The sequence below is a fragment of the Streptomyces bambusae genome (assembly GCF_020532645.1).
GTDB classification, from domain to species: domain Bacteria; phylum Actinomycetota; class Actinomycetes; order Streptomycetales; family Streptomycetaceae; genus Streptomyces; species Streptomyces bambusae.
The window spans coordinates 100,533-121,002 of record NZ_JAJAUZ010000002.1 but is presented as its reverse complement, the minus strand read 5'-3'; the positions used below and the strand labels follow the sequence as shown (position 1 = coordinate 121,002).

At 69.3% G+C, this 20,470-nt stretch carries 18 protein-coding genes and 1 pseudogene; 5 read left to right on the top strand and 14 right to left on the bottom strand.

What is annotated here, in order from left to right; genetic code table 11:
• Window positions 1-118: 118 nt before the first annotated feature.
• Window positions 119-679: an endonuclease domain-containing protein gene (locus tag LG634_RS01955; RefSeq protein ID WP_226731788.1), complete on the bottom strand. Its 561-nt coding sequence runs from the start codon at window positions 677-679 to the stop codon at window positions 119-121.
• 252 nt (window positions 680-931) lie between these two features.
• On the opposite strand from LG634_RS01955, the gene LG634_RS01950 reads away from it, so the two are divergent.
• The 4 genes from LG634_RS01950 to LG634_RS01935 all read left to right on the top strand — a co-directional run bounded on the left by LG634_RS01950 (window position 932) and on the right by LG634_RS01935 (window position 3,742).
• Window positions 932-1,294 carry an SPDY domain-containing protein gene (locus LG634_RS01950; RefSeq protein ID WP_226731787.1) on the top strand — a complete coding sequence of 121 codons (363 nt, stop codon included), beginning with the start codon at window positions 932-934 and terminating at the stop codon, window positions 1,292-1,294.
• A gap of 56 nt (window positions 1,295-1,350) precedes the next feature.
• The gene (locus LG634_RS01945) at window positions 1,351-1,641 is read left to right on the top strand and encodes a hypothetical protein (RefSeq protein WP_372482355.1); all 291 of its coding nucleotides are present in this window, start codon (window positions 1,351-1,353) and stop codon (window positions 1,639-1,641) included.
• 16 nt (window positions 1,642-1,657) lie between these two features.
• Entirely contained in the window at window positions 1,658-2,407 is a 750-nt protein-coding gene (locus tag LG634_RS01940) for an SPDY domain-containing protein (RefSeq protein ID WP_226731916.1), read from the top strand.
• A gap of 522 nt (window positions 2,408-2,929) precedes the next feature.
• The gene (locus LG634_RS01935) at window positions 2,930-3,742 is read left to right on the top strand and encodes a class I SAM-dependent methyltransferase (protein WP_226731786.1); all 813 of its coding nucleotides are present in this window, start codon (window positions 2,930-2,932) and stop codon (window positions 3,740-3,742) included.
• A 161-nt stretch (window positions 3,743-3,903) separates the two neighbouring features.
• On the opposite strand, the gene LG634_RS01930 is transcribed toward LG634_RS01935, so the two are convergent.
• The 4 genes from LG634_RS01930 to LG634_RS01915 are packed head-to-tail and all read right to left on the bottom strand — an operon-like array spanning window position 3,904 to window position 11,281.
• Complete coding sequence (locus tag LG634_RS01930; protein ID WP_226731785.1) at window positions 3,904-4,260, bottom strand: hypothetical protein; 357 nt, start codon at window positions 4,258-4,260, stop codon at window positions 3,904-3,906.
• Window positions 4,244-7,030, bottom strand: a complete 2,787-nt coding sequence (locus LG634_RS01925) for an RNaseH domain-containing protein (RefSeq protein ID WP_226731784.1) — start codon at window positions 7,028-7,030, stop codon at window positions 4,244-4,246. Before LG634_RS01925 ends, LG634_RS01930 begins: the two co-directional genes overlap by 17 nt.
• Before the next feature lie 4 nt (window positions 7,031-7,034).
• A complete protein-coding gene (locus LG634_RS01920) occupies window positions 7,035-10,292 on the bottom strand; it encodes an ATP-dependent DNA helicase (RefSeq protein ID WP_226731783.1) in 3,258 nt (1,085 codons plus the stop codon).
• Entirely contained in the window at window positions 10,289-11,281 is a 993-nt protein-coding gene (locus tag LG634_RS01915; RefSeq protein ID WP_226731782.1) for a restriction endonuclease-related protein, read from the bottom strand. The genes LG634_RS01920 and LG634_RS01915 overlap by 4 nt, the downstream gene beginning before the upstream one ends.
• A 234-nt stretch (window positions 11,282-11,515) precedes the next feature.
• Here LG634_RS01915 and LG634_RS01910 point away from each other — a divergent pair, with 234 nt between their 5' ends.
• Window positions 11,516-12,049, top strand: coding sequence for a putative phosphothreonine lyase domain-containing protein (locus LG634_RS01910; protein ID WP_226731781.1), 534 nt, complete (start codon window positions 11,516-11,518; stop codon window positions 12,047-12,049).
• A gap of 241 nt (window positions 12,050-12,290) precedes the next feature.
• On the opposite strand, the gene LG634_RS01905 is transcribed toward LG634_RS01910, so the two are convergent.
• The 9 genes and pseudogenes from LG634_RS01905 to LG634_RS01870 all read right to left on the bottom strand — a co-directional run bounded on the left by LG634_RS01905 (window position 12,291) and on the right by LG634_RS01870 (window position 19,841).
• Entirely contained in the window at window positions 12,291-12,647 is a 357-nt protein-coding gene (locus LG634_RS01905) for a hypothetical protein (RefSeq protein ID WP_226731780.1), read from the bottom strand.
• A gap of 155 nt (window positions 12,648-12,802) precedes the next feature.
• Entirely contained in the window at window positions 12,803-14,533 is a 1,731-nt protein-coding gene (locus LG634_RS01900; protein ID WP_226731779.1) for a relaxase/mobilization nuclease domain-containing protein, read from the bottom strand.
• Complete coding sequence (locus LG634_RS01895; protein ID WP_226731778.1) at window positions 14,530-15,156, bottom strand: hypothetical protein; 627 nt, start codon at window positions 15,154-15,156, stop codon at window positions 14,530-14,532. Before LG634_RS01895 ends, LG634_RS01900 begins: the two co-directional genes overlap by 4 nt.
• A gap of 363 nt (window positions 15,157-15,519) precedes the next feature.
• Window positions 15,520-15,702, bottom strand: a complete 183-nt coding sequence (locus tag LG634_RS01890) for a hypothetical protein (protein ID WP_226731932.1) — start codon at window positions 15,700-15,702, stop codon at window positions 15,520-15,522.
• An 878-nt stretch (window positions 15,703-16,580) separates the two neighbouring features.
• Window positions 16,581-17,001: pseudogene (locus tag LG634_RS01885) on the bottom strand (DUF2637 domain-containing protein); the annotation flags it as partial.
• Window positions 16,998-17,123, bottom strand: a complete 126-nt coding sequence (locus tag LG634_RS37705; RefSeq protein ID WP_264202601.1) for a hypothetical protein — start codon at window positions 17,121-17,123, stop codon at window positions 16,998-17,000. The pseudogene LG634_RS01885 and the gene LG634_RS37705, both read right to left, overlap by 4 nt.
• On the bottom strand, window positions 17,114-17,836 hold the full coding sequence (locus tag LG634_RS01880) for a WhiB family transcriptional regulator (RefSeq protein ID WP_226731777.1): 723 nt from the start codon (window positions 17,834-17,836) through the stop codon (window positions 17,114-17,116). Before LG634_RS01880 ends, LG634_RS37705 begins: the two co-directional genes overlap by 10 nt.
• A 158-nt stretch (window positions 17,837-17,994) precedes the next feature.
• Window positions 17,995-18,756, bottom strand: coding sequence for an ATP-binding protein (locus LG634_RS01875; protein ID WP_226731776.1), 762 nt, complete (start codon window positions 18,754-18,756; stop codon window positions 17,995-17,997).
• Entirely contained in the window at window positions 18,753-19,841 is a 1,089-nt protein-coding gene (locus tag LG634_RS01870) for a hypothetical protein (RefSeq protein ID WP_226731775.1), read from the bottom strand. The genes LG634_RS01875 and LG634_RS01870 overlap by 4 nt, the downstream gene beginning before the upstream one ends.
• Window positions 19,842-20,470 lie beyond the last annotated feature (629 nt).

Genomic DNA, 20,470 nt, shown 5'->3' with positions numbered 1-20,470 from the left:
TCACCCTATCGAGCGGTCCGCGCCCCTCCTAGAGGAGGCCAAGGACGTGCATGCGTGCCAGCTAGACGCCTCCCCATAGTCTGTGCGGCGGCGGGCATCAGTGGTGGAATGCTCACGACTACCTCACATACCCGTGCTTAACCACCTCCGCATCGTGAATGAAGGCCCAGGAGGTCGGCAGGTAGGCATCGTCGCGGCCGCGGATGACACGGGCTTCTGGGCGGCGCGCCGGCGGGTTGGCGAGATAGGCGTCGATGTCCGGGACGGCAAAGCCGGCGCCGCGACGGCGCTTGCGCTCATACGGCGCCAGCTCATTCAGGTTGCAGGGGCGGCAGAGGATCCCGCGAACGCAGCAACGGTTGCTGGAGCCCTTCATGCCGCAGCACTCATGGTTGTGATCGATCTGCCAGGGGCGTGGTTCGACGTGAGGGATACCGCCGTCGCAGGGCTCGTCATTGTCCCCGCAGAGGGCGCACCGAAAACCCTGCGCGCGCCAGATGGCGTTGTACTCGGAGATGGTGAGCCCGTACTTCTCGATGCCCCGGCGCATCCGGTAGCACCCCGGGCACTCACGGCCCCGTACCAGGCGGGCCGCCCATGCCCCGCAGTCGCAGAATTCACCGTCCCCTTCGAGTTCGATCCGAGTCATGATCTGCTCGATTTCTTCGGGGGAAATCATGCCGGGATCCTAGAACCCGCCGCTGACAGCGCCCACCGTCGTCGCGTCGGCTGAGGGCGGACCAACGGGGGTTCCATGGCAGGTAGGCCGTGGGTCCATCAATCGTGAGATTCGGGCGTCCCGCAGTGGGCCTCGGTGCCCCAGTTCGCCTGGGGCAGACAGGAAAGATCGGCAAAGGACTGGTGGAGCGCGGCAACCGATGTCAACGTGGACACCTTCCCAAGAAACCCCAGGTCAGAGAGGTGTGAGCTCATGGCTGCGGAAGGCTCGAAACACGGGTTCGCGACGACGATCGAGGCGCTGAGGCTCCGCTCCTGGCAGCTCGGCCCCGGCCAGCCGTCCAGTGTGATCGACCAGTTCACCGCCGAGGACTTCAACCTCATCGTGGACGACCGGGCCGATCTCCACATCAGCAGCAAGGACGGCCGCTTCTACCTCGGCTGGTTCCCCGCCGGACGCCCCGGCACCGACGGCGAGGGCTGGAAACTCGCGGTCACTGGTCTCGCCGACTTCCCTGGATACCACGTGTCGTTCGACGTCGACACGCCCGCAGAGGTCGTTGCGGCCGCCGTCTCGCACGTCTTGGCCACTTCCTGCCCTGTGACCTTGGGCTGAACAGCGCCCGCGACGCCTGCAGGGCAGTCTCACTCACGTTCTTGAAGGAGAACCTGTTGGATCGCGAGATCACCGTCGGCGAGTTCATTGACCGCCTGTCCGCCTTCGACCGCAGCGCACCTGTGCGCCTGGCCATCAACCCGTTCTTCCCGCTGGAGCACACGATCGCCGGCATCACCACGACCGTGGACACACAGGGGCGGACGGTCGCCTACATCGCCGAACGCGGTGAACAGCTCGGCCCTATTCCGCCCGCGGTCGCCGTGGGCCTGGCCTGGCACGAGCCCAACGAGGCACCCCCGCGGCGCCGCCGCCCCGCCACCGGCACTGCAGGCGCCGGCCAGTGACCCGTACCGCAACCGCCTGGAGGCGCTGCTGAACCCGCACCACCCCCGCTACCCGTCCACCCCCAACCCCGCCGACCCCGCGTACTGGGTCACCCCACGCCACCTGGCCGGCGACGACGGCATCCTCGCCGACCGGATCACCGGCCTGCTCACCGAGGCAGGCTGGACCAGCTGGACCACCGCCCGCAGCACCTGGCTGTTCCTCAGCCCCGGCCGACTGTGCGGCGCCGAATGGATCCTCACCGACAACCTCTTCCACCTCGGAGACCTCCCCGTCGCCTGGCAGGTCTCCGCCCGCCCCGCCGCCGACAGCGCACTGGCCGAGTGGAACGCCTACTTCACCGCAGGCACCCCGCACGAAGCCGTCGCGGACTTCCTCCTCGCCGTCGAGGCACGCACCGACCCGGCCCTCAACTACGACGGCCCCGAAGCCGTCCTCGGCGCGCTGACCGCGCTCGGCTGGGCCCGCGACGTGGACCGGCCCGAGACCACCGCATGGGACCCCGGACTGTCCGCCGGCTTCACCTGGGGCCCCACCCCGGCAGAGATCCAGGACGCCGACCCTCGCCCGGACCTCATGGGCTGGCAGGCGTGGGCCGAGCCCGTACTCGGCGCCCCGTACCAGTGGGCCGCCACGTTCAGCCCCAGCGTCCCGCACGACCTCGTCGCCGTGTTCGCCGCCTCCCTGGCCTCACCTGCCCCAGTCCTGCGCCGCAACCTGCCCGAAGGCACCGAGGGCCGCCTCATCCTCACCCGGGCTCTCTGAACCCGGACACCAACCCACTTGCACGTCCGTCTTGGAGGATCCCTTGCCTCGCAGCCTGCCCAAGTTGACCGCCTACCACACCGACGGCACTGAATGCCCGACCGTCGGCCCCGACCGGCACCGTCTGTCCCCACGCGGCTACCCCCGCACGGAAGGCTGCACCGGCCGCGCCACATGGGAAGCAGTCTGCACCTGCGGATGGACCTGAACGGCTAGTCTCAGAGTCGTACCCGACGACGCCCGTAGACGGCACGCGTGCGGATGAAGGCACCGGCCCGGACTGCTGGTCCAAGCGGTCCCGGACGGCATGCCGCTCTATCGGTACTTATGACTTCAGGCCCGGGACTCCCTCAACGGGGGTTCCGGGCCTGTTGCGTTTGCCGACAAGGCGGACACCATCCGGGGGCGGCCGAGGCAGGCGGGCGCGGGATGGCGAGGGGACGCGCCGGCCAGAAATGCGAGGCGATCAGTTTGTGGAGTGCCCTAGCCTGCTCGCCATCCGATACCGACAAGGGGGGCCTCATGTCCAGTTTCCAGCCCGTTCGCCCGGAGATCATCGCCTTCTACGACCAGTCCGACGAAGCCGGACGCCTGCACACCACGGCCACCGGCATGCTCGAACTGGAACGCACCCGGGAGCTGTTACGCCGGCAGCTGCCACCCGCACCAGCGAGGATCCTCGACGTCGGCGGCGGGCCCGGCGCCCACGCCCGCTGGCTCACCGAGGACGGCCACACCGTGCACCTCATCGACCCCGTCGACAAGCACATCGCCCAGGCCGCCGAAATCCCGGGCGTCACCACCGAACTTGGCGACGCCCGGACCTTGACCGCGGCCGACGACTCCTTCGACGTCGTCTTGCTCCTGGGCCCGCTCTACCACCTGCACGAACAGTCCGACCGACTCGCCGCCCTGCGCGAGGCCCGTCGCGTCCTGCGGCCCGGCGGACTCCTCGCCGCAGCCGTGATCAGCCGCTATAGCCCGCTGCTCGACTACATTGCCACGACTGGCATCGCCGAGCGCGCCATCCAGGACGGTGTGCGCACCACCCTCGACGAAGGTCGCTACTCCGGTTCCCGCGGGTTTACCCACGCCTATTTCCAGACCTCCGCCGAGCTCAGCGAAGAGCTGACGGCGGCAGGGCTTGCCGAGCACGCCGTCTACGGGGTGGAGGGGCCGGGCTGGGTCGCAGTCAAGGCGATCACGAAGTACGCGGGTATCGACCTGATCGGCACCCCCATGTACGAAGCGGCGCTCGCTGCTGCACGTGTCGCCGAGCCCTACCCGGCCCTGACGGATTCCTCGGCCCACATGCTGGCTTTCGCCCGAGGATGATTCCGGCTTCGTCCGGGCATCCGCGCCGAACACGTCGCCCTGGGGGAGGGTCGCGGCCCGTCGGCGTCTCCCGGCCAGCGTCCTGCCGTGCCGCGTTGCCCGGTGCACCAAGCACCAGCGTCGCGGCGCGGCAGGTTTAGGCGTTCGGTTGCCTTGCTTAGCTAGTCATCGGGGCGGCGCAGTGCGCGGACGGCATCGTCGAGGCTGAGGTGGCGCTCGTTCAGCCGCTGGACGTGCCAGCGTCCGTCGAGGTCGATCTGGGCATGGAGTGTGCCCAGGTATCGAGCGTTCTCGTAGGCGGCCCAGGAGGGGCGGTCTGTGTCGATGGGGCGTACGAGTTGAACGGGGACGCCGTCGACCAAGTGCTCGAGCCAGTGGTTCCACTCCGCGGGGTCTTCCGGGTCCACGGCGAGCCGTACCGCCTCTTTCGCATCATGTGTCGATGCGGGAGGTGTCGCCCAGCTGTGCGGGGCACAGCTGGGCTTCGCGCTGCCTCGTGGCTTAGGTCTCGGCCTCATCGCCGGTGTCGGGGTTGTCGACTGTCCGGCGGTACTCGGGGTGGTTCTTGTCCATCTGGATGCCGAGATGGATCGGTGCGGGGTATTGGGTGCGGTGTTCCCAGTGAAGGGCGTGGTCACATAGACGGGCAGCGGTGAGGCCGTAGGTGACCAGGGCCTGGTCGGCTGGATGGTGAAGCACGGTGATCTCCGTTGCCGTGTGGCTGTACCAGGTTTCGGCTTGTTCCTTGGGGTCGCTGCTGCCCCACCGGGTGTAGGACTCGCCTGCTCGGGCGTAGCGTGCGCCCCCTGTGAACTGGTGGGGAAGGTTGCACAGGATGAATGTCTGTTCTGCGTCTTCCATCTGGAACAGGCCGGTGGCGAGCTTGCCTTCCTCGGTGCAGGTTTCGTCGTGCTCCGGGTCGTGGAGGAGGCGTTCGATGAGGGCTGGCCTCGCCACGTTGTCGCTTCCAGAGGTGACCCGGATGACTGCTCGGGGGCGTTGGTCGGGTGCGAGTGTGAAACCGGGCAGCGCCGGCCGCCCATTGATGAGGCCGGCGGCGTCGGGCCTTTCGCCCAGGTTTTTGTTGGCGAGGAGGGGCCAGATGCTGCGGGCTTCGGCTCCGGAGACATACAGGATGTATCCCTGTGATCGGCCGGCGTGCCTGCCCAGGTCGTAGAGTGCGTGGTCGATGTGCCGGGGCAGGAGGTCATCGCGGCGTCTGCCTTCCGGCAGTGGCCTGGCCCGGAACTGGTGGTTGGCGGTGGCGTAGTCGAGCCAGGTGCCAGGGCCGGCGTGCTCGGCGGGAAGGTAGGCGAGGGTTCGCCAGTAAGGGCCGTGGGGAACGAGGGCGACGAGGGTCCACATCAGTTTCGGTTCGTCGGTGCCTACGTGCCGTTCACCGCGCTGCTGGCGCAGGTGGAGCCCGACGTGGACGAGCGGCTCCTTGAGGCCGTTGGGGCCGGAGGCGAGTGCTTTGGTCAGTCGCGGGTGTACGAGGCCTGCCACGCGGGACAGGTCTGCTACGGCCATGTGGCCGCGGTGGTGGCCTTGAAGTTCCAGGCCCAGGAGTTCGAGGTCGGTGGTGAGTTCGCGGTCCTTCTTGCGGGGGTTGCGTCGTCCGGGCTTGTACAGGGTGAGGAACTGTGCCAGGACTCGATGTCGGGCGAGCTCGCCGTTGACTCGGTGCTTTGCGTCGAGGGTGTCGGGGTTGACGACGGTGGAGTCGGTCTTCTTCGAGGCGCGTCGTTGGCGGGCCCAAGTTTTGGGGTCGTACTCGGTTTCGCACAGGGCGAGAAGGCGGGTGTCCTCGGGGGCGTCGAGGCCGTTGAGTTGTCTGACGAGTGCGGGGCGCTGATCGTGGTGCTCGCCGTGAGCCAGCAGTTCCGGTGCTGACTGGAAGAGGACCTCGACGTATTCGTTGAGGGGCACGACCTTGTGCTCGCCGATGCCGCTGGCGGCAAGGTCGGGGCGATTGAAGTGGTAGGCCAGCAGGGACTGCATGCGGGTGCGCATGTCCTGGCTCTTGTAGAGGGCGAGGATGCGCAGTTTCCGGCATCCGGATGCGGCAATGATGTGCGGCAGGTTCTCGTCGTCCCACAGGATCGCGTCGCGGCCTTCGATGGTGGTGCGCCGGTTGCCGAAGGGGCGTCGGCCCGCGACCTGTGCGCACTTGACCAATGACTGGTCGAGGGCGGTACTGACGTGGCGGGCGAGCTCCCGTTGGCCGTACATGCCCAGGCCCCTGCCGACCGGGTAGCTCGTGGCGAAGGGTACGAGGGCGCGCAGCTTTCCGGGAGGGCCGCTCAGGTCGAGGGCGGCGGGGGCGAGGAACTCATTGTCCTCGTCACGCGGGAAGACGGATTCTCCGTGCAGGCGGGTCCAGGCGTCCAACGCCAGACGGGTGGTGTGGTTGAGGTGGGTGTACTCGCCGTATCCGCCGAGCTCGAGGTTGAGGAGGGGGCCTTGGGCATTGCGGGGCTCGAACCAGGCTGTCCGTGCGTTGCGCAGCGTTTTGCTCAGCCGGGAGACGGAAGGTTGCACGACGGCCACCGGGTGTGTCAGGCCGGGGTGGGAGTTGATGCTGACGTCGAGCCGGAGGGTGGCGTATCGGGTGACCTTCTTCCAGGCGTGGTCTTCCTGGTCGGGCTTGGGGGTGTCTTCGAGGGTTTCACCACGGGCGGCGAGCCAGGTGTTGCTCCATAGGAGGGTGGGATCCCACACCTGGAGGCAGTTGTCGAGATCCCGGCGGAAAGCGACGGTCTTGCCGTCGATCTTCCATGTGTGGGCGGCGAGCTTGTCTGCAAGGATCCAGCCAGCGGCCCTCCAGACCCACCCCGGCGCGTCGACGCAGGCTGTGGTGCGGGTGAATTGGTCCCAGAGCTTGACCTCTTCGGGCGCGGTGCCGGCGATGAGGTCGGCGATCTGGCTCGGGTGCTGGAAGGTGAAGCTGTCGGCGGGGGTCTGCAGCAGCGCCTGCTCCCAGAGGGTGATGGCGGCATGCAGGTCGTCGCGGTCGATGGGCCGTGCCGTGGCGAGGAATTTCGGCGGGTTGGCCTTGGACGTGGGGTCGAGGACGGCGCTGGTGTAGCCGATGGCGCGTAGGACCGTCAGCAGGCCGCTGTAGGGGAGGTTGGCTTTCGAGCCGGTGATGCCGCGGTATTCCTCACGCAGCTTTCTCCAGGCGGTGTCGATCTTTGCCTCGGGCAGGCGGTACAGCAATACCGAGCCCAGAAGTTCTTCGTCGGTGTGGCAGGCCAGCAGGGACAGCTGGGTCTGGTCCGTACTCATCTCATCAGACGCCTTCGTGATCAAGGTCTTCGCTGCGGGGCAGGGGGACGTGGGAGAGCGGGGGGATGTCGGGTGCGTGGGCGAAGTCGAGCCACGCGGTCAAGGTGGAGCCGTAGACGCGGCGCAGGCTTGCCTGTTCGTCCTCGGTGAGTCCGGCGTAGTAGGAGCGGACCAGGGAGGGGAAGTCGGAGCCCAGGCGGGTGTCGAGGAGAGAGTTGTCGACGAGGTAGAGCTGGACGGGGGTGCCTCCGCGGCGGGCGCGGCCGGCGAGCTGGATGAGGTCGACCAGGATTCCTGCCAGGATCTCGGTTTTCAGGTAGCGGGGGAGTCTGCTGAAGCGCGGGTCGCTGCTCAGCAGGGTGTGGAGGTGCCTTCGGGCGGCTCGCCTTTGGATGGCGAGCATGCGGGCGGGGTCGGGGCCCGGGCAGGCTGCAGCGATGGCGGTCGCGTTGATGCTGGCGTACATCGCCGCGGGTGAGTGCAGGTCGGCGACGGGGCGTAGGCCGACCCACACGGAGGCCAATGCGGAGCGTTCGGTGCCGGGGACGAGGATGTTCAGTCCGCGGGCTACCAGGGACAGGGGGGCGCAGATGACCTTGACCTGGGGGTGGGTGCGGGGCAGGTCCTCAAGCTGGTCGATGGTGATGGTCACTACGCCTGGGGGCAGGTGAATGCCCGGCGGGATTCCGGACTTGGGGATGACCACGGCGATCCAGGAGGCCTGCAATGCGGCTGAGGCGATGCCGATCGCGAGGAGGGCGGCCTGTTTGTAGGAGTTGGAGACCACCATGGCTCTGGCCCGGTCGTGGTCGTCGATCTCCAGCTGTCTCAGGTGTTCGGAGAGCCGGGTCTGCCAGAGTCTCTTCCCGAGTTCCTGGATCCTTTCCGGTTTGTAGGCTTCGTCGATGCCTCCGACCGTGATGGGGTTCCATGCGGTGTCCGAGTCGGAGACGGTGCCGGCCAGGGCGGTGACCGCGCCGGGGGTGGCGTCAGTCATGACGTAGGCGGGTTCGGTGTGCAGGTGCTCGCAGGCTGCTCGGGGGAAGAAGGCGGTGGCGGACAGGGCAAGAACGCTGCGCTCAAAGCCGCCGGTGGCGAGGGCGATGGTGCCGCCGAGCTGGACGGTCCCGGTGTGGGGGTCGCCGCCGAGGGACTGAACGAAGAGCTCTCCGCCGCCCCGGTTGTTCTTGTTGACCTTGAATCCGAACAGCTGGTAGCCCAAGGGGCCGTAGGGCAGGGCGCCGCCTTGCGTGAAGGAGCCGAGTGCTCGGGCCAGTTCACGGCCGGCTGTCAGCTGGGAGCCGAGTCCGGCGATGACGGACTTAAGGTAGGTGAGGCTCTGGTGGAGGCAGCCCAGCCATGCGCGGACGAGCAGTGCGTTGCTGACGTCACGGTGGCGCCGTCTGGGGATCCTGAGGTGTTTGAGGGCTCGCGCGATTTCTGTTTTGAGGAGGGGCAGCTCGTCTTCGTCGGTGTCACGGCTGACGGCACGGGCGAGGATGCCAGACAGTTCCTTGAAGCGTGGGTCGGGAGCGGTGTTGTTATCGGCATCAGGGAAGATCGCCCGGAACGCTTTGTGGGTGTCCCGATCGAGGCGGGCGTGTTCGTCGAGGCCGAGGAGGTCCTTGATCAGGATGCGGTCCCAGATGCCTGGTACGTGCCATCCAGATCCGGGACGCTCGTCCTCCTGGGTGTCCTGTTCGAGCCAGAGCTCGCCGTCCAGCACGTAGTTGAGGAACTGCTCGCCCAGTCCTCTGGCCTTGAACAGGGCGTTGATCACCCGGCGGTCTGCCGCCGCTGCCAGGCTCTGGCGCTGGTGGTCCACCTGCACCAGCAGCGAGGTCTTGTTGATGCCCCGCGTGGCCAGGGAGAAGTCGTGGGCGCCTGTGGAGCACCAGCTGTTCTGCAGGTTGTCGACTTCGTCGACGATCATCTGGCGGCAGTGGCGTTGGACGAACTCCATCGCGGTGATCTGCCGAAGGACGTGCCGGCCAGTGTCGACCGGTACTTGGATGAGGCCGCGCAGCAGGTTGTGGTGGTTGGTGACGATGATGTCCGCCTGCGCCGCTTGACGGAACAGGGCGTACTTCCCGCATACGGCCATCCGGGGGCAGGCGTGCGGGCCCGTTTGTTCCGCGTCTGCGGTGTCGGCCGCGGGATCGGTGACCTGGGTCAGAGCACGACAGGGCTCGCGGCCGCGGGTCACCTTGGGGCCATCGGTTACCCATGCGGACAGGTCGCATCCGTAGGCGAGCTTGTCGTGTCGGTCCTCGTGGCCTTGTTCGGCAGCGCGCTGGGCTTGCTCCGCGATGCGGGTTTCGGTGACCAGCGGCACGCAGCGCAGCTTGTGGCGGGCGGTGGCCTGGGCCAGCTGAGCAGCGACCTGGAAGACGAGTGCGTCGTCCGCCTCGATCCTCTCGGCGTTGGTCAGGCCGTCATGGATCGTGCTGACGACCACGGCGACGGGGCCTTGGCCCCGTGCGGCCAGCAGCGGTGCGAGGTTGTTCATCAGGACGCTTTTGCCCACGCCCGTGGGCGCGTTGGCGACTGTGACCTTCCCGGCCGGTAGGTTCAGACGGGTGACAGGGGCACCGGAAGCGTCCTGGAGCCGGTCGATGAAGGAGGTGAGGAGGCCCGGCTTCCAGCCGTGGCGTTCGGGCCCGGCCTTGGCCTGGCGCCGGGCCAGGCGCAGGATCTTCTTGCGGGTTACCGTCGTCAGCGCTGCGTACGGGGCGGTCGTCAGCCGCACAGGCCGTACATGAGCGCCTTCCTCAGTGTCGGGGATGGTCACCACGGAGGGCTCAGGTCCACCGAATTGCCATTTCCCGGGGCCGGCTACGGGCAGCGGCCTGCAAGTGCTGTAGTAGTACTGCTCGGCCTCACGCACGAGTTCCCGTGCCAGTTCCAGCGGCCTTTGCGCATGGGCGGCCAGCAGGTAGGTGGCCTCGCGGGGCGGCACGTCGTCGGGAAGCCGGTAGAGGCCTCCCGAGGCCGCACAGGCCCGCGCGATCCCCTCGAACATGCTGCGTCCTGCCAGATCGTCGGGGCGCACCCGCCAGTAGCGGCCGGCCAGTTCTCTGACGTGCCTGGGGACCTTCGGCCAGCGCTCCCACAGGTCCGCGCGAGCGGCCGCGAACACGTACGCCATGTCCAGCGGCACGACCATGCGGCCGTCTGCATCACGGAAGCCGAAGTACTCCTGCGCCAGCGCCAGCGGCACCGTGACGGACAGCTTCCGCAGCTCCCACTCTTCCGGCGTCACCTCAGCGCTCCGCACGCGGTCTTGACGCACTCGACGAGACGGCTGACGGTGGTCACCTTCACACCCCGGTGGGCTACCTGGTCGCCGAGGAAATGCCGCTCGCTGTCCTGGTGGTCAGGCAGAACGATCGTCAGTCCGCGCCGCAGTCCCGGACGGTCATGCAGAGCCTTCCCGAGCGCGACAACCGACTCCCACGCCTTGGCGTCCACACGCCAGTGCCGCGTGCGCCTGCCCGGCACCGTGACGCTGATGTGCAGGTCATACTCGTCCGGCCGCTGCTCCCCCGGCCACATCTCCACGTCGACGAACGGCAGGCCAGCAAGTTTGTCGTGCAGCTGGAGTTCCAGAAGGACGGGAAGGGTGCCGTAGCGCCACACGGGCCGGCTGACCGCCAGATGGTCGGAGCTGGCCGGCAGGGGAGTGACGGGTACCGCTGCCTTCCCAGTTCCGGTCAGCTCGCCCGGGCCTGACCCCTTCCCAAGCCTGTACCGGTAGTGCACGCCTCGGGGCGCGTGGGCCTCACACCGCACATCGAACAATGCCCCGGAGCGCACAGCCCGCATGGGCCAACGGCAGATCGGGCACGGATACCACCACCCATCGACCTGGCACCACGGCCAGTCGGCCACCGATTCGAAGAAGTCGAATCGCATCCACAGCCGGTCCCACTGCCGGCTCAGTTCTCGTACCGGACCCGCGGCATGCCGTCCCAGCAGGAAACGGGCACGGCGGTAGTCCTCGGGGGTCAGGCGCCTCATGAGGTCGAACAGGCGTTGCTCTTCCTGTTCGGCGCGTACCCGGGCCCAGGGCCAGTACTGATCTAGGGCAGTCTGCGGGACCAGGTGCTCGCTGCACAGGTCCTGGACCGCGTCCCGGACGAGTCCCCCTACGTCGAACAGCTTCATGCTGTCGAAGCGGTCGGACCTGCCCGGAGCGGGGGGAAGCAGTGGCCCCAGCGTGCCACGCAGACCCTGACGGAACTCCTTCATCCCGAGCTCCGCGGCCCGCTCCGGGGGGTGAGCAGCTCGAAGAACCGCTAGGCAGTCCATCAGTACCTGGCTCCGGCGAGCGGGCGCAAGGGCCGGATCGCACTCCGCGACAGCCGCCATGCAGCACGCCATCAAGGCTTGGTCACGCCGCCCTTCGTCAACGGCAGCATCTTTGACAACCACACCAGAACACATAGCAACCAAAACGCAAAGAATGCGGCATATCGTAAATCTATGCACACCAAGCCCACCCGCACAGGCCAGCAGCCCAGCGACGTTCTCCCTCCAGCGGCCGACACCCGCCATCCATGGCAGTGGGTCATGGCCCCGGGCGTCGACTTCCTGTCCCCGAGCGCTGCCAGCGACTACGCGAACGCCGGAAAATGGCTGTGGTTCCTGCCCGTCCGCGCCCTCAACGCAGGCTGGCAACTCATCAAGACGGCCGTGGAAGCCGGACAGCTGGGACCCGGAGCGAAGGTTGCTACCCTGGGCAACGATTTCGACGGTGACCCCACACGCCGCCCGGTCATCATCTACACCGCCAACCACCACGACGAACAGGACGTACGACGCGTCCTGGTCGCGCTCCGCTCACTCGGCGTCCGGGACGCTCTCGCCTATAAGACCGACGAGGCCACCGAGCGCGGAGAATATGGGAACGGAACCAGCCTCTACACGAGCCCCGCCGCAACGACCAGAGTGGTTCGGCGGGACCGCCACGCCCAGCCGACCGCACCACGTACCCGGTCGAGCGCAAAAGCCGGATGAAGGACCCACTCCCTGGCCGGACACCGCGGCGCGCGGGTGAGGCAGCGCCAGTTGCCCGTCGGCGGAGTCCGCCCAGTCGACTATGGTGCGGGTCTGCCAGAGAAGCCGGACAGCGGGGCGGAGGCGGTCAAGGCCAGGGATATGGCGATGATGGTGCGACGACGCAGGGGAACCCTTGCTGGGTGTGGCGGGTCTAACAACCGGTCCCGCAAGAGGTTCTCCTCCGGCATGGGCCGGGGGCTCAGTGGCCGAGGTGGCGCAGGCACTCCTCGTAGGAGGCGTGCTGGGCGGTGATGGGGCCGCTGACCCGGTTGAACCAGGCCGCATCCAGGCGGGACTCGGGCCGCTCGTGGCCTGCAGGGCAGCGCAGCCACACGCCGTCGCGGGTGCTGGCGACGATCCACTGCCGGTACGCACCGCAGTCGGCGCAGGCGTGGACCTCGCCGTCGATGACGAGGGGCGCCTCGTGGGGCATCAGGATCCCGGCCAGCTCGTCACGGCTCGGCATCCGCAGGTCGGGCGGCAGGAAATAGTCGTCCACCACCGCGACGGCTGCCGCCGCGGCCGACGACGGTGCCGGGTCCGGTTCGACGTGCATGGCGCTCCAGACCTCCCACTGCTGTTGTGCTTGAAGCCGCTGCTGTCGTTCACGTCTGCGTCGAAGCATCAGTTCCCCCTCGTCCTGATCCAGCCGGGCACGGGAGATCGTGCACCAACCCCGTGACCTGCCGCAACTAGCAAATTCATGAATAGTCACCGGCCCCGGCGACGGTCGTCGCGGCTCTGCGTACGCCCGCTTGTACGCGACTGCGACGATGCCTGGGCCGTGGCGGCGCCGGGGAGGGGATGGGCGGAGGCGTCGGCGGGGAGGCCGACGGCGCGACGCAGCCGCCACACGAGGACATCGCTGACAGAGGCCGCGCTGTTCAACTCCCGCCGGGCCGTTGCCTCGGTGAGCAGGACGGCGGGGTCGTGGCCGACGGCCTCGGCATCGGCGAGGGTGGCCGCGAGCGCCGGCCACCCCGCCTCGGCGAGGATCTGCTCGGCCAGCTCCGGCAGCGCCTCCCACACGAGGAGGGTGTGGCGGCGCTGCAGTGGCAGGGGGAGGAGACGGCCGCGCTGGTGGAGGACGGCCATGGGCTGGGAGGCTGCGGCCTGGTAGGCGGCACGCAAGTGTTCGGCGGCCTGGCGGGCGGCCTCGGCCTGCTGGGCGTGCTGCTTCTTGCTGTGCCAGTGCGCGGCGGCGGTGACGAGGAAGAACGCCATGTCGATGAGCATGGCGGTGGTGGCGCCGTCCTCGCCACGGCCGAGGGCCGGTCCGCCGTGAACGAGGTCGCGGGCTGCCTGGCGCAGGGCGCGGTCGTGCCCGCGGACGGCCCGGACGTGGGAGCGGGATGCCCGCTCGAACGCGACGGCAGCCTCACCGAGTTGCTTGCGGGTGTGGGCGGCGGACGTCTTGGCGAGCGCGTCGAGGACCTCGCCCGCCGCCGCGATGTGCGCGGCGATCACGCCGTCGTCGCCGTCGTCGAGGACCAGGACCGCCTGCCAGGCGGCGGTGGTCGCGGCCCGGCGTGCGGAAGCGGGCCCGCGCATGGCTCGCAGCGGAGCGTCGGCCGTAGCGCTTTCGCGCTCCTGGCTGGAGGGCGCAGCGACGGTCCAGCGCTCGCGGATGCGGGGCAGGGACAGGTCCGGGGCGAGCCGCGCACCGGGGTAGAACACCGGCTCGCCGTCCTTGTTACGGTCGTCGGGGAGGGCGACCTTGTACCCGAGGAGGTCACCGGACGGGGCGACTCGCTTGCGGATGAGTAGACCGGCGGCGGCCAGCCGGGCGAAGAACTCCTCCTCGCTGCGCACTCCGGCGACCGAGCGGCGTACGGTCTCGCGCAGTTCCTCCCGGGCGGTGCGCTCCCGGCCCTGGCGCTCGGCCTTGTGGCGTTCGGCGCTGGTGGGGCGCTGCGCGGCGGTACCGTCGCCGGGCGCGACCTGGTGCAGGCCGAGTTCCTTCTCGAGGAGGCGGCACTCGGCCTGGGCCCGTTTGCCGGAGCGGAAGTCGTCGGGGCGGCTGCCGTCCTCGCACACCAGGGTGGCGATGATGTGGATGTGGTCGTTTGCGTGCCGTATGGCTGCCCAGCGGCAGCCCGGCTCGCCGCCGCCGGGGTCGATGCCGGTGGCGGCCACGATCCGGCGGGCGATCTCGCCCCATTCTTCGTCGGAGAGGATCCGGTCGTTCGCGGTGGCACGCACGGAGGTGTGCCATACGTGTTTGGCGGGTCGGGCGTGCTCGGGAAGGGCCTGGACGGGCTGGTCGAGGAGCTGCTGGAGGTCCTTCAGGGTGGCGTTCGGGTCCCGGCCGGGGTCGGGGGACATGCCGTCGAAGGACGCGACGAGGTGCGGGTCGGTGTGCTCCTCGTGCTTGCCGGGCCCGTACAGGTAGGCGAGCAGGCCGATGGTCCGCGATCCGGGGGCGTTGACGCTGGGGATCACGAGGTGCGCTGCGCGATCAGCTGTGAGGCGGCCTCGTGAACGGTGTCGGCGGCCCGTTGGACCGCGGCGAGGGCCGCGCCGAGCTGGGGGACGTCAGCACCGGAGTTCAGGGCCTTGGAGACCTGGTTCAGGTTGCTGCCGGCCCAGCCGAGCCTGCGCCGGCTGCCGAAGAGGGCGGTGATCACTTCGCGCTCGTCGGCGATCTCGGCGCTGGTGCGGTCGAGGTCGCGGGCGGCGGCGAGAGAGGCGCGGGCGAGGAAGCCGGCGACGGACAGGCGACACCGGGCAGCGGCGGACTTGATCAGGGCGAACTCTTCTTCGTTGAAGCGGGTATTGGGCTGGTGCAGGCGCTTCTTCTCGCGCGGCTGGCGCGGGCGCTGTCGGGCGCGGTCGGCGCGGTCGCGGCGGCTGCGACGCTCGGACGGCTTCTCCTCCTGCTCTGGCTTCGATCCGCCCCCGGTCGAAGCCAGAAGGACCTGCGCCCCCTGGTGCAGGTCCTGGCCCGCCCCCTCGGGGGCGGGTTCGGCGGAAGCTACGCTTCCGTCCCAACTTGCTCGCGTCGAGGTCGGGTTGGAATTCGACCTAGAGTGCTCGGTCGCGGGCGTGGTGTTCGGGCTGGTCATGGGGCTGGGGTCCTCGTTGCTGGGCTGGCCGGTGGTGTGGGGTGCCTGTCGGGTGGCCGCCTGCCCCTGTCGTACGGGTGGACGGGCGGAAGGCGGGCGGGTGGCCCGGCCGGTGACCGGGCCACCCGGGTGCCAGGTGGCGCTTAAGTAGGTGGTTGACCTGCGGTTATGTGGGCGTTAGCCGCATTCGGGGCAGTGTGCATAGTGGCGGGTGAGGGCTCTGGCCATGCGCTGCTTGGTGCCGACCGCCATCCCGGCGCTGGCCTTGCCCGGCCGGGTGCCGGCATGCCGCGGAGTGGCTGGCCATCAGGCCCATCTCCGTCTCGAATCCGGCCTTGATGCGGGTGAAGCGGGGGCAGATCTTCATCGGGCGGAACTCCTTTTCGTGGAGGGGGCGTTCTCGTCGCGCAGGCGCGCGAGGACGGGGGTCAGGCGGTCGTTGCGGATCGGGACGCTGTGCTCGCGCATGATCTGCCGCAGCTGCACCCGTGTGATGGACTCGTTGCCGTCGCGCTCGAGCGCCGCCGGGACATGGGGGCGCAGCAAGTCGACGATCTCGTCCTCGGAGAGACGGGTTCGGGACCGCGGTACCCGTCCCGTACGGGGCCGTGTTCCCCGTGGTGTTCGGGAGCGGTCCCGGTCCGGAGTGCGCGTGGCCGCGGGGTTTGGTCCCCGTTCCCCGGCGGCGGGCTCGTCCTCGCCGTCACCTCGGTCCCCGTCCCCAGCGTCATCCCGGTCCCCCTCCCCGTCCTTGTCCCCGTCGGGGACCGGGTGGGGACGCGGTCCCTCAGCGTCGGTCCCCAGCCCAGTCCACGGGCGGTCCCCGGTCCCCGGGACCGCGAGGGTGCGCTCGTGCCGGGGACGGTCCCCGCTGGTGACCGCGGCCCTGGGGACTGGGACCGTCTGGGGACCGAGGCCGGTGTCGGGGGCCGCGGTGGCGCGGTCCCGGAGGGGACCGTGGCCGGTCCCGGGGGCGGTCCCCTCAGTGTGGGGACGGTCCCCTGCGGCGGAACCCCCAGTCCCGTATGTACGGTCTCCCTGGGGGACGGCGGCGTTGGGGACCGATCGGGGACCGTGGTCGCTGCCATGCGGGACGGTCCCGGTCGTGGCGCTTCGGTCCCTTTCGGCGGGACGGCCGGTCCCGTTCGTACGGCCCCCGTTGGGGACCGGGACCGTGTGGGGACCGTGACCGGTGCTGGAGACCGTGGTGATGCGGTCTCGGAGGGGGCCGTGGTCGGTCCCTGTGGCGGTGTGGGGACGGTCCCCGCCGATGGAGGCCTCGGTCCCGTACGCCCGGTTCCCGTCATGTTCGGTGCCCTCGCCCCAGCCAGGGGCCGCCCGGTCCCCAACCGCCTCGTCCTGTGCGGCTGGTCCCGGTGCGGCGTGTGCGGGGGCACGGTCACCGTTCGGGCTCTGGCCGGGATGGGGGGTGGCGACGAGCTGGTGGAGCTGGCGCATCAGGACACCGAAGGCCAGCAGGGCGGCGGTCGGCGGTATCGCAGCGACCACGTAGTTCAGCAGAGGCACCGGCGCGGTGCCAGTGCCGCTCACGCCAGCCACGTTGAGCACGATCGAGCCGATCGACCCCGTGGTTGTCAGGGTGATCGCCCACCAGTCGGTCATACGGCGCAGGCCGGCCCGCAGCATGAGCAGCTCGCCAGTGACGATGAACGCGTCCAACGTGGCGGGCCAGGCCCACTGGCGGATGGGGGAGGTGCCCAGGCCGTGCAGGCCGGCGACCTCGGCCAGGTGCGCGTAGGAGAGCCAGAATCCGGCGGCGGTGAGCACCACGATGACCGTGCCGGCCGCGATCAGGACGTAGCGCTCAGCGGTCTGCGTGGTCATCGGGAGGTGCCTCCGTTCGTCGTGGTGCCGGCGTCGGCCACTTGGTGCGGGTCGTTGTAGGAGGCGGCTGCTCCGGAGATGCCGACGGTGGCGGGTGCCGTGCGCCGGACGCTCAGGCGCATGGCGCCGACGTGGTAGGGGCGGGGAGGCATGGGGCCTTTCGGAAGTCGTTGATCAGGGCGGCGGTGTGGACCTGCCGGGGCACGGGTTCGGGGGTCTGCTTGCTGCGGTCGCGTTCGGGACCATCGCCGTCGTGGCGCGTGCCCGCACCGGACGGCTCGGTGCCGTCGGCTTCGGCCTGGCGTGCGGTGGCGATGGGGTTGGTGTCGATGACGACGTTGAAGTTGTCGCGGTCCTCGATGGCGCGGGCTTCTTCGCGCAGCACGTCGCGGGCCCAGTTGAGGCTGACCTGCAGGGTGAAGGCGAGGTGTTCGGGGCTCCAGCCCTGGGCGGCGGCGTACCGGATCAGAGTCCGGCGCTCTTGCTCGCTTAGCTGGATGCTTCGGCCGTTGATCACCGACAGCACGCGGTCGTAGTCGAGACGGTGCTCGGTCATGTCGTGCCAGTGGACGCGCTCGTCAGCGGTCATGCCGCCCCAGATGCCTTCCTTCTGCTCGTTGTCGAGGGCGTAGTTGAAGCACTCCTGGCGGACCGGGCACATGCCGCAGGTCTCCAGGGCCTCACGGATGGCCCAGCGGTCGCGGGGGGCGTGGAAGAACAGCCCGTCGGCGGAGTCCGGGTCCATGCCGTGGCAGGCGGCCCGGGCGTGCCAGCTGTGGTCGGAGACGGCCCGTAGCGTCGGCGGGGGAGTGGTGTTCGAGGTGATCAAGTGCATCGGGAGCTGTCTTTCGGGTACGCCTCACCGGCTGGCGGTCAGGGCAGCACGGCACCTGCGGTCGGGCGGGGTGCGGCTGGGGTGCCGGTGGGAGGCGGAGCAGGGGGCGACGGCGGCGGTGCCGCGCCGGGGAGGAGGTGCGCCGGGCGTGGGGCCGGTCAGGCGCGCTGGAAGCGGCGGTCGGGGCCGGTGAACTCCACCGGGGTGCACATGCCGGACAGGCGGGACAGGACCCGGTCGCCCACCTTGTCGCGCAGCACCGGAAGGTGCTTGTCTATGCGGTCGTCGCGGACCGGCGGCAGGTTGGTGGTGAAGATCGTCGGCAGGCGGTTCTGGCAGCGCCAGTTCACCAGCCGGAAGGTGATCTCCTCCGTCCACTCCGACGTCTTTGCGGCGCCGAGGTCGTCCAGGAGCAGCAGCGGCACCCGCATGATCCGCCGGAGCATGTGCTCGGGGTCCACGCCGGATCGGTAGCGCATCTCCGCGTACAGGTCCGCGGCGGTCGCCGCGTGCCACTCGACTCCGCACCCGGCGGCGGTCAGGGCTCGGATCGCCCCGTACGCCTCGTGAGTCTTGCCGATCCCGGTCCCGCCCCACAGCAGCAGCGACGGGCCGTGCGCGATCCGCCGGCGACCCGGCCTTCCCCACTGGGAGTTGAGGTCCTCGGCGGCCGGGGCGACTGAGGCGTCCGCGATGGTCCGCACCCAGGCGGCGACCTGTGGATGCTGGGGCGCCGCCTCTCGGTAGGCGTAGGGGATCCGCTTCTGGGCGGCCTCCAGTGCCGGGATCGGCTCTGGCGTGTCCGGGAGCACCGGTGCGGTGGCAGGGTCAATGCCGCGCTCGGCCAGGCGGGAGGCCAGGCGCTCACGCAGCCGGTCGGAGACCGCCGGCAGCGGGTCGGTCAGGCGGGCGCGGGTCACAGGCTGCCCCCGAACGTGGTCGGCTCCGGCGTGGTCGGGTTCATGTAGGGCGTGTAGCCCGAGGTGTGGGCCCAGGCCCCCGCGCCGGAGGCGGACGACACCCCAGCGGCGCCATGCGGCGGTGAGGCATTGAGGGCCTCGTTGACCAAACTCGGCAGAACGCTCGGATGCAGGTTCTTGAACCGCAGCCGCTCCAGGGCTGCCCGGATCACCTCGGGGTCGAAGCCCTCCTCCAGGAGGCCCTTGACGTGCCGCCCGACCAGTCCGATCACTGCCTTCGGGGGGCGCTGGACGTGCCCGCCGACGTAATCGGCCACCAGGTGCTTCGTCGAAGCGGTATCGGGAGCCGACTGGGGCGCGGGGGCCTCGCCCCCCTTAGGGGAAGATCCAGGATCCAAGATCCTAGATCCAGGCGCCGAGCCCTCGCGAGCCTGCGACGAGGGCTCGGCGAGTGCCCTCTGACCTGCAACTTCCTCAGCCGGAGCCGTAGGAGCATCCGAGACGGTCTCACGAGCCTGCCCCGACCGGAGACCGGCCTCGACCGGTGCTGCGGCGTACCCGTCCGCAGGCGTAAATTCGGGTGAAACCGGGTGATCGAGGGCTCGACGAGGGTGCGCCACACCCTGCAGGACCGGGCCGCTGATCCCCGCCGGCGTCGCCGGAACCTGCACCGTGGCAGACTCCACCGCCGGGCAGGCCGCCTGCTTCTCCGCCGCGCACCCGCCGCACCGCTGGTGCGCCTGGTGCTTCGGGCATCGCGACTGCCGCGAGGCGGACGGCCGGTCGATCTTCTGGTGCTTCTCCCACGTCACGATGTGCAGGTACTTTTTGCCGTCGCACCCGATGTAGCGGCAGATCAGCCCGGCTGCCTCCAGCTGCTCCAGGTCGTTGGCTACGTGCTCCGGGGTGTGCTCGGCGCGCAGCGCCCACAGGAACCCGGCGATGATCGCTGGGTGAGCAAGGAAGCGTCCATTGTCGTCCGCCTGCGTCAGTAGCCCGATAAAGGTCACCATCGCGCTGATGTCGACCGAGGCGAGATCCTCCGACAGAAACATCTCGGGCTTGATCGTCCGGATGCGGGCCATCAGACGGCACCCCCACGGGCGGGGTTACGAAGGGGGGCCGTTGCTGCGCGGGCCGAAGAACTCGGTCTTTTGCGCTGGGCAGGCATCATGCAACACTCTCCTGTGCAGTGAAGCCGCACCGGTGGTCCCGTGAGAAGGATCGGTGCGGATGAAGGTGGTCTCCGGCCCTTGCATGGGCGGGAGCACCGTGAGCGTTCGGCGTCTGAGAGTTGCCTCTCTCAGGCGCCGTCGCTGTTTCTGCGGTCTAACCCGCGCGGCTGGTGCGCGCACTGCATATGGTCCCTCCCCCCGATCCCCCGTTGGCCGGGCGGACTGCCCGGCGAGCGACGACGAACATATGGGCAGGCTGCGCCAAGGTCCAGAGATAGCTCTACGACCTCATACAACTTCCCGCACATGCTCTGACCTGCTGTGAACCGGCAGGCTGTCGCGCTTTACCGGCTGGTCAGGTCTGGATTTAAGCCCGCAGGCAAAGCCTTCGTCAACGGCATCTCACAGGCGAATCCACGCGCGTAGACGGAGGTGTGGGAAGCGTGGAGGCGACGTAAAGGAATGAGTAACGCTCCTGGTTTTCAGGGGAGTTGGCGAGTTCCGCTCCGCTTAGTTGGGGTAGGAGCCAACTGCATGAA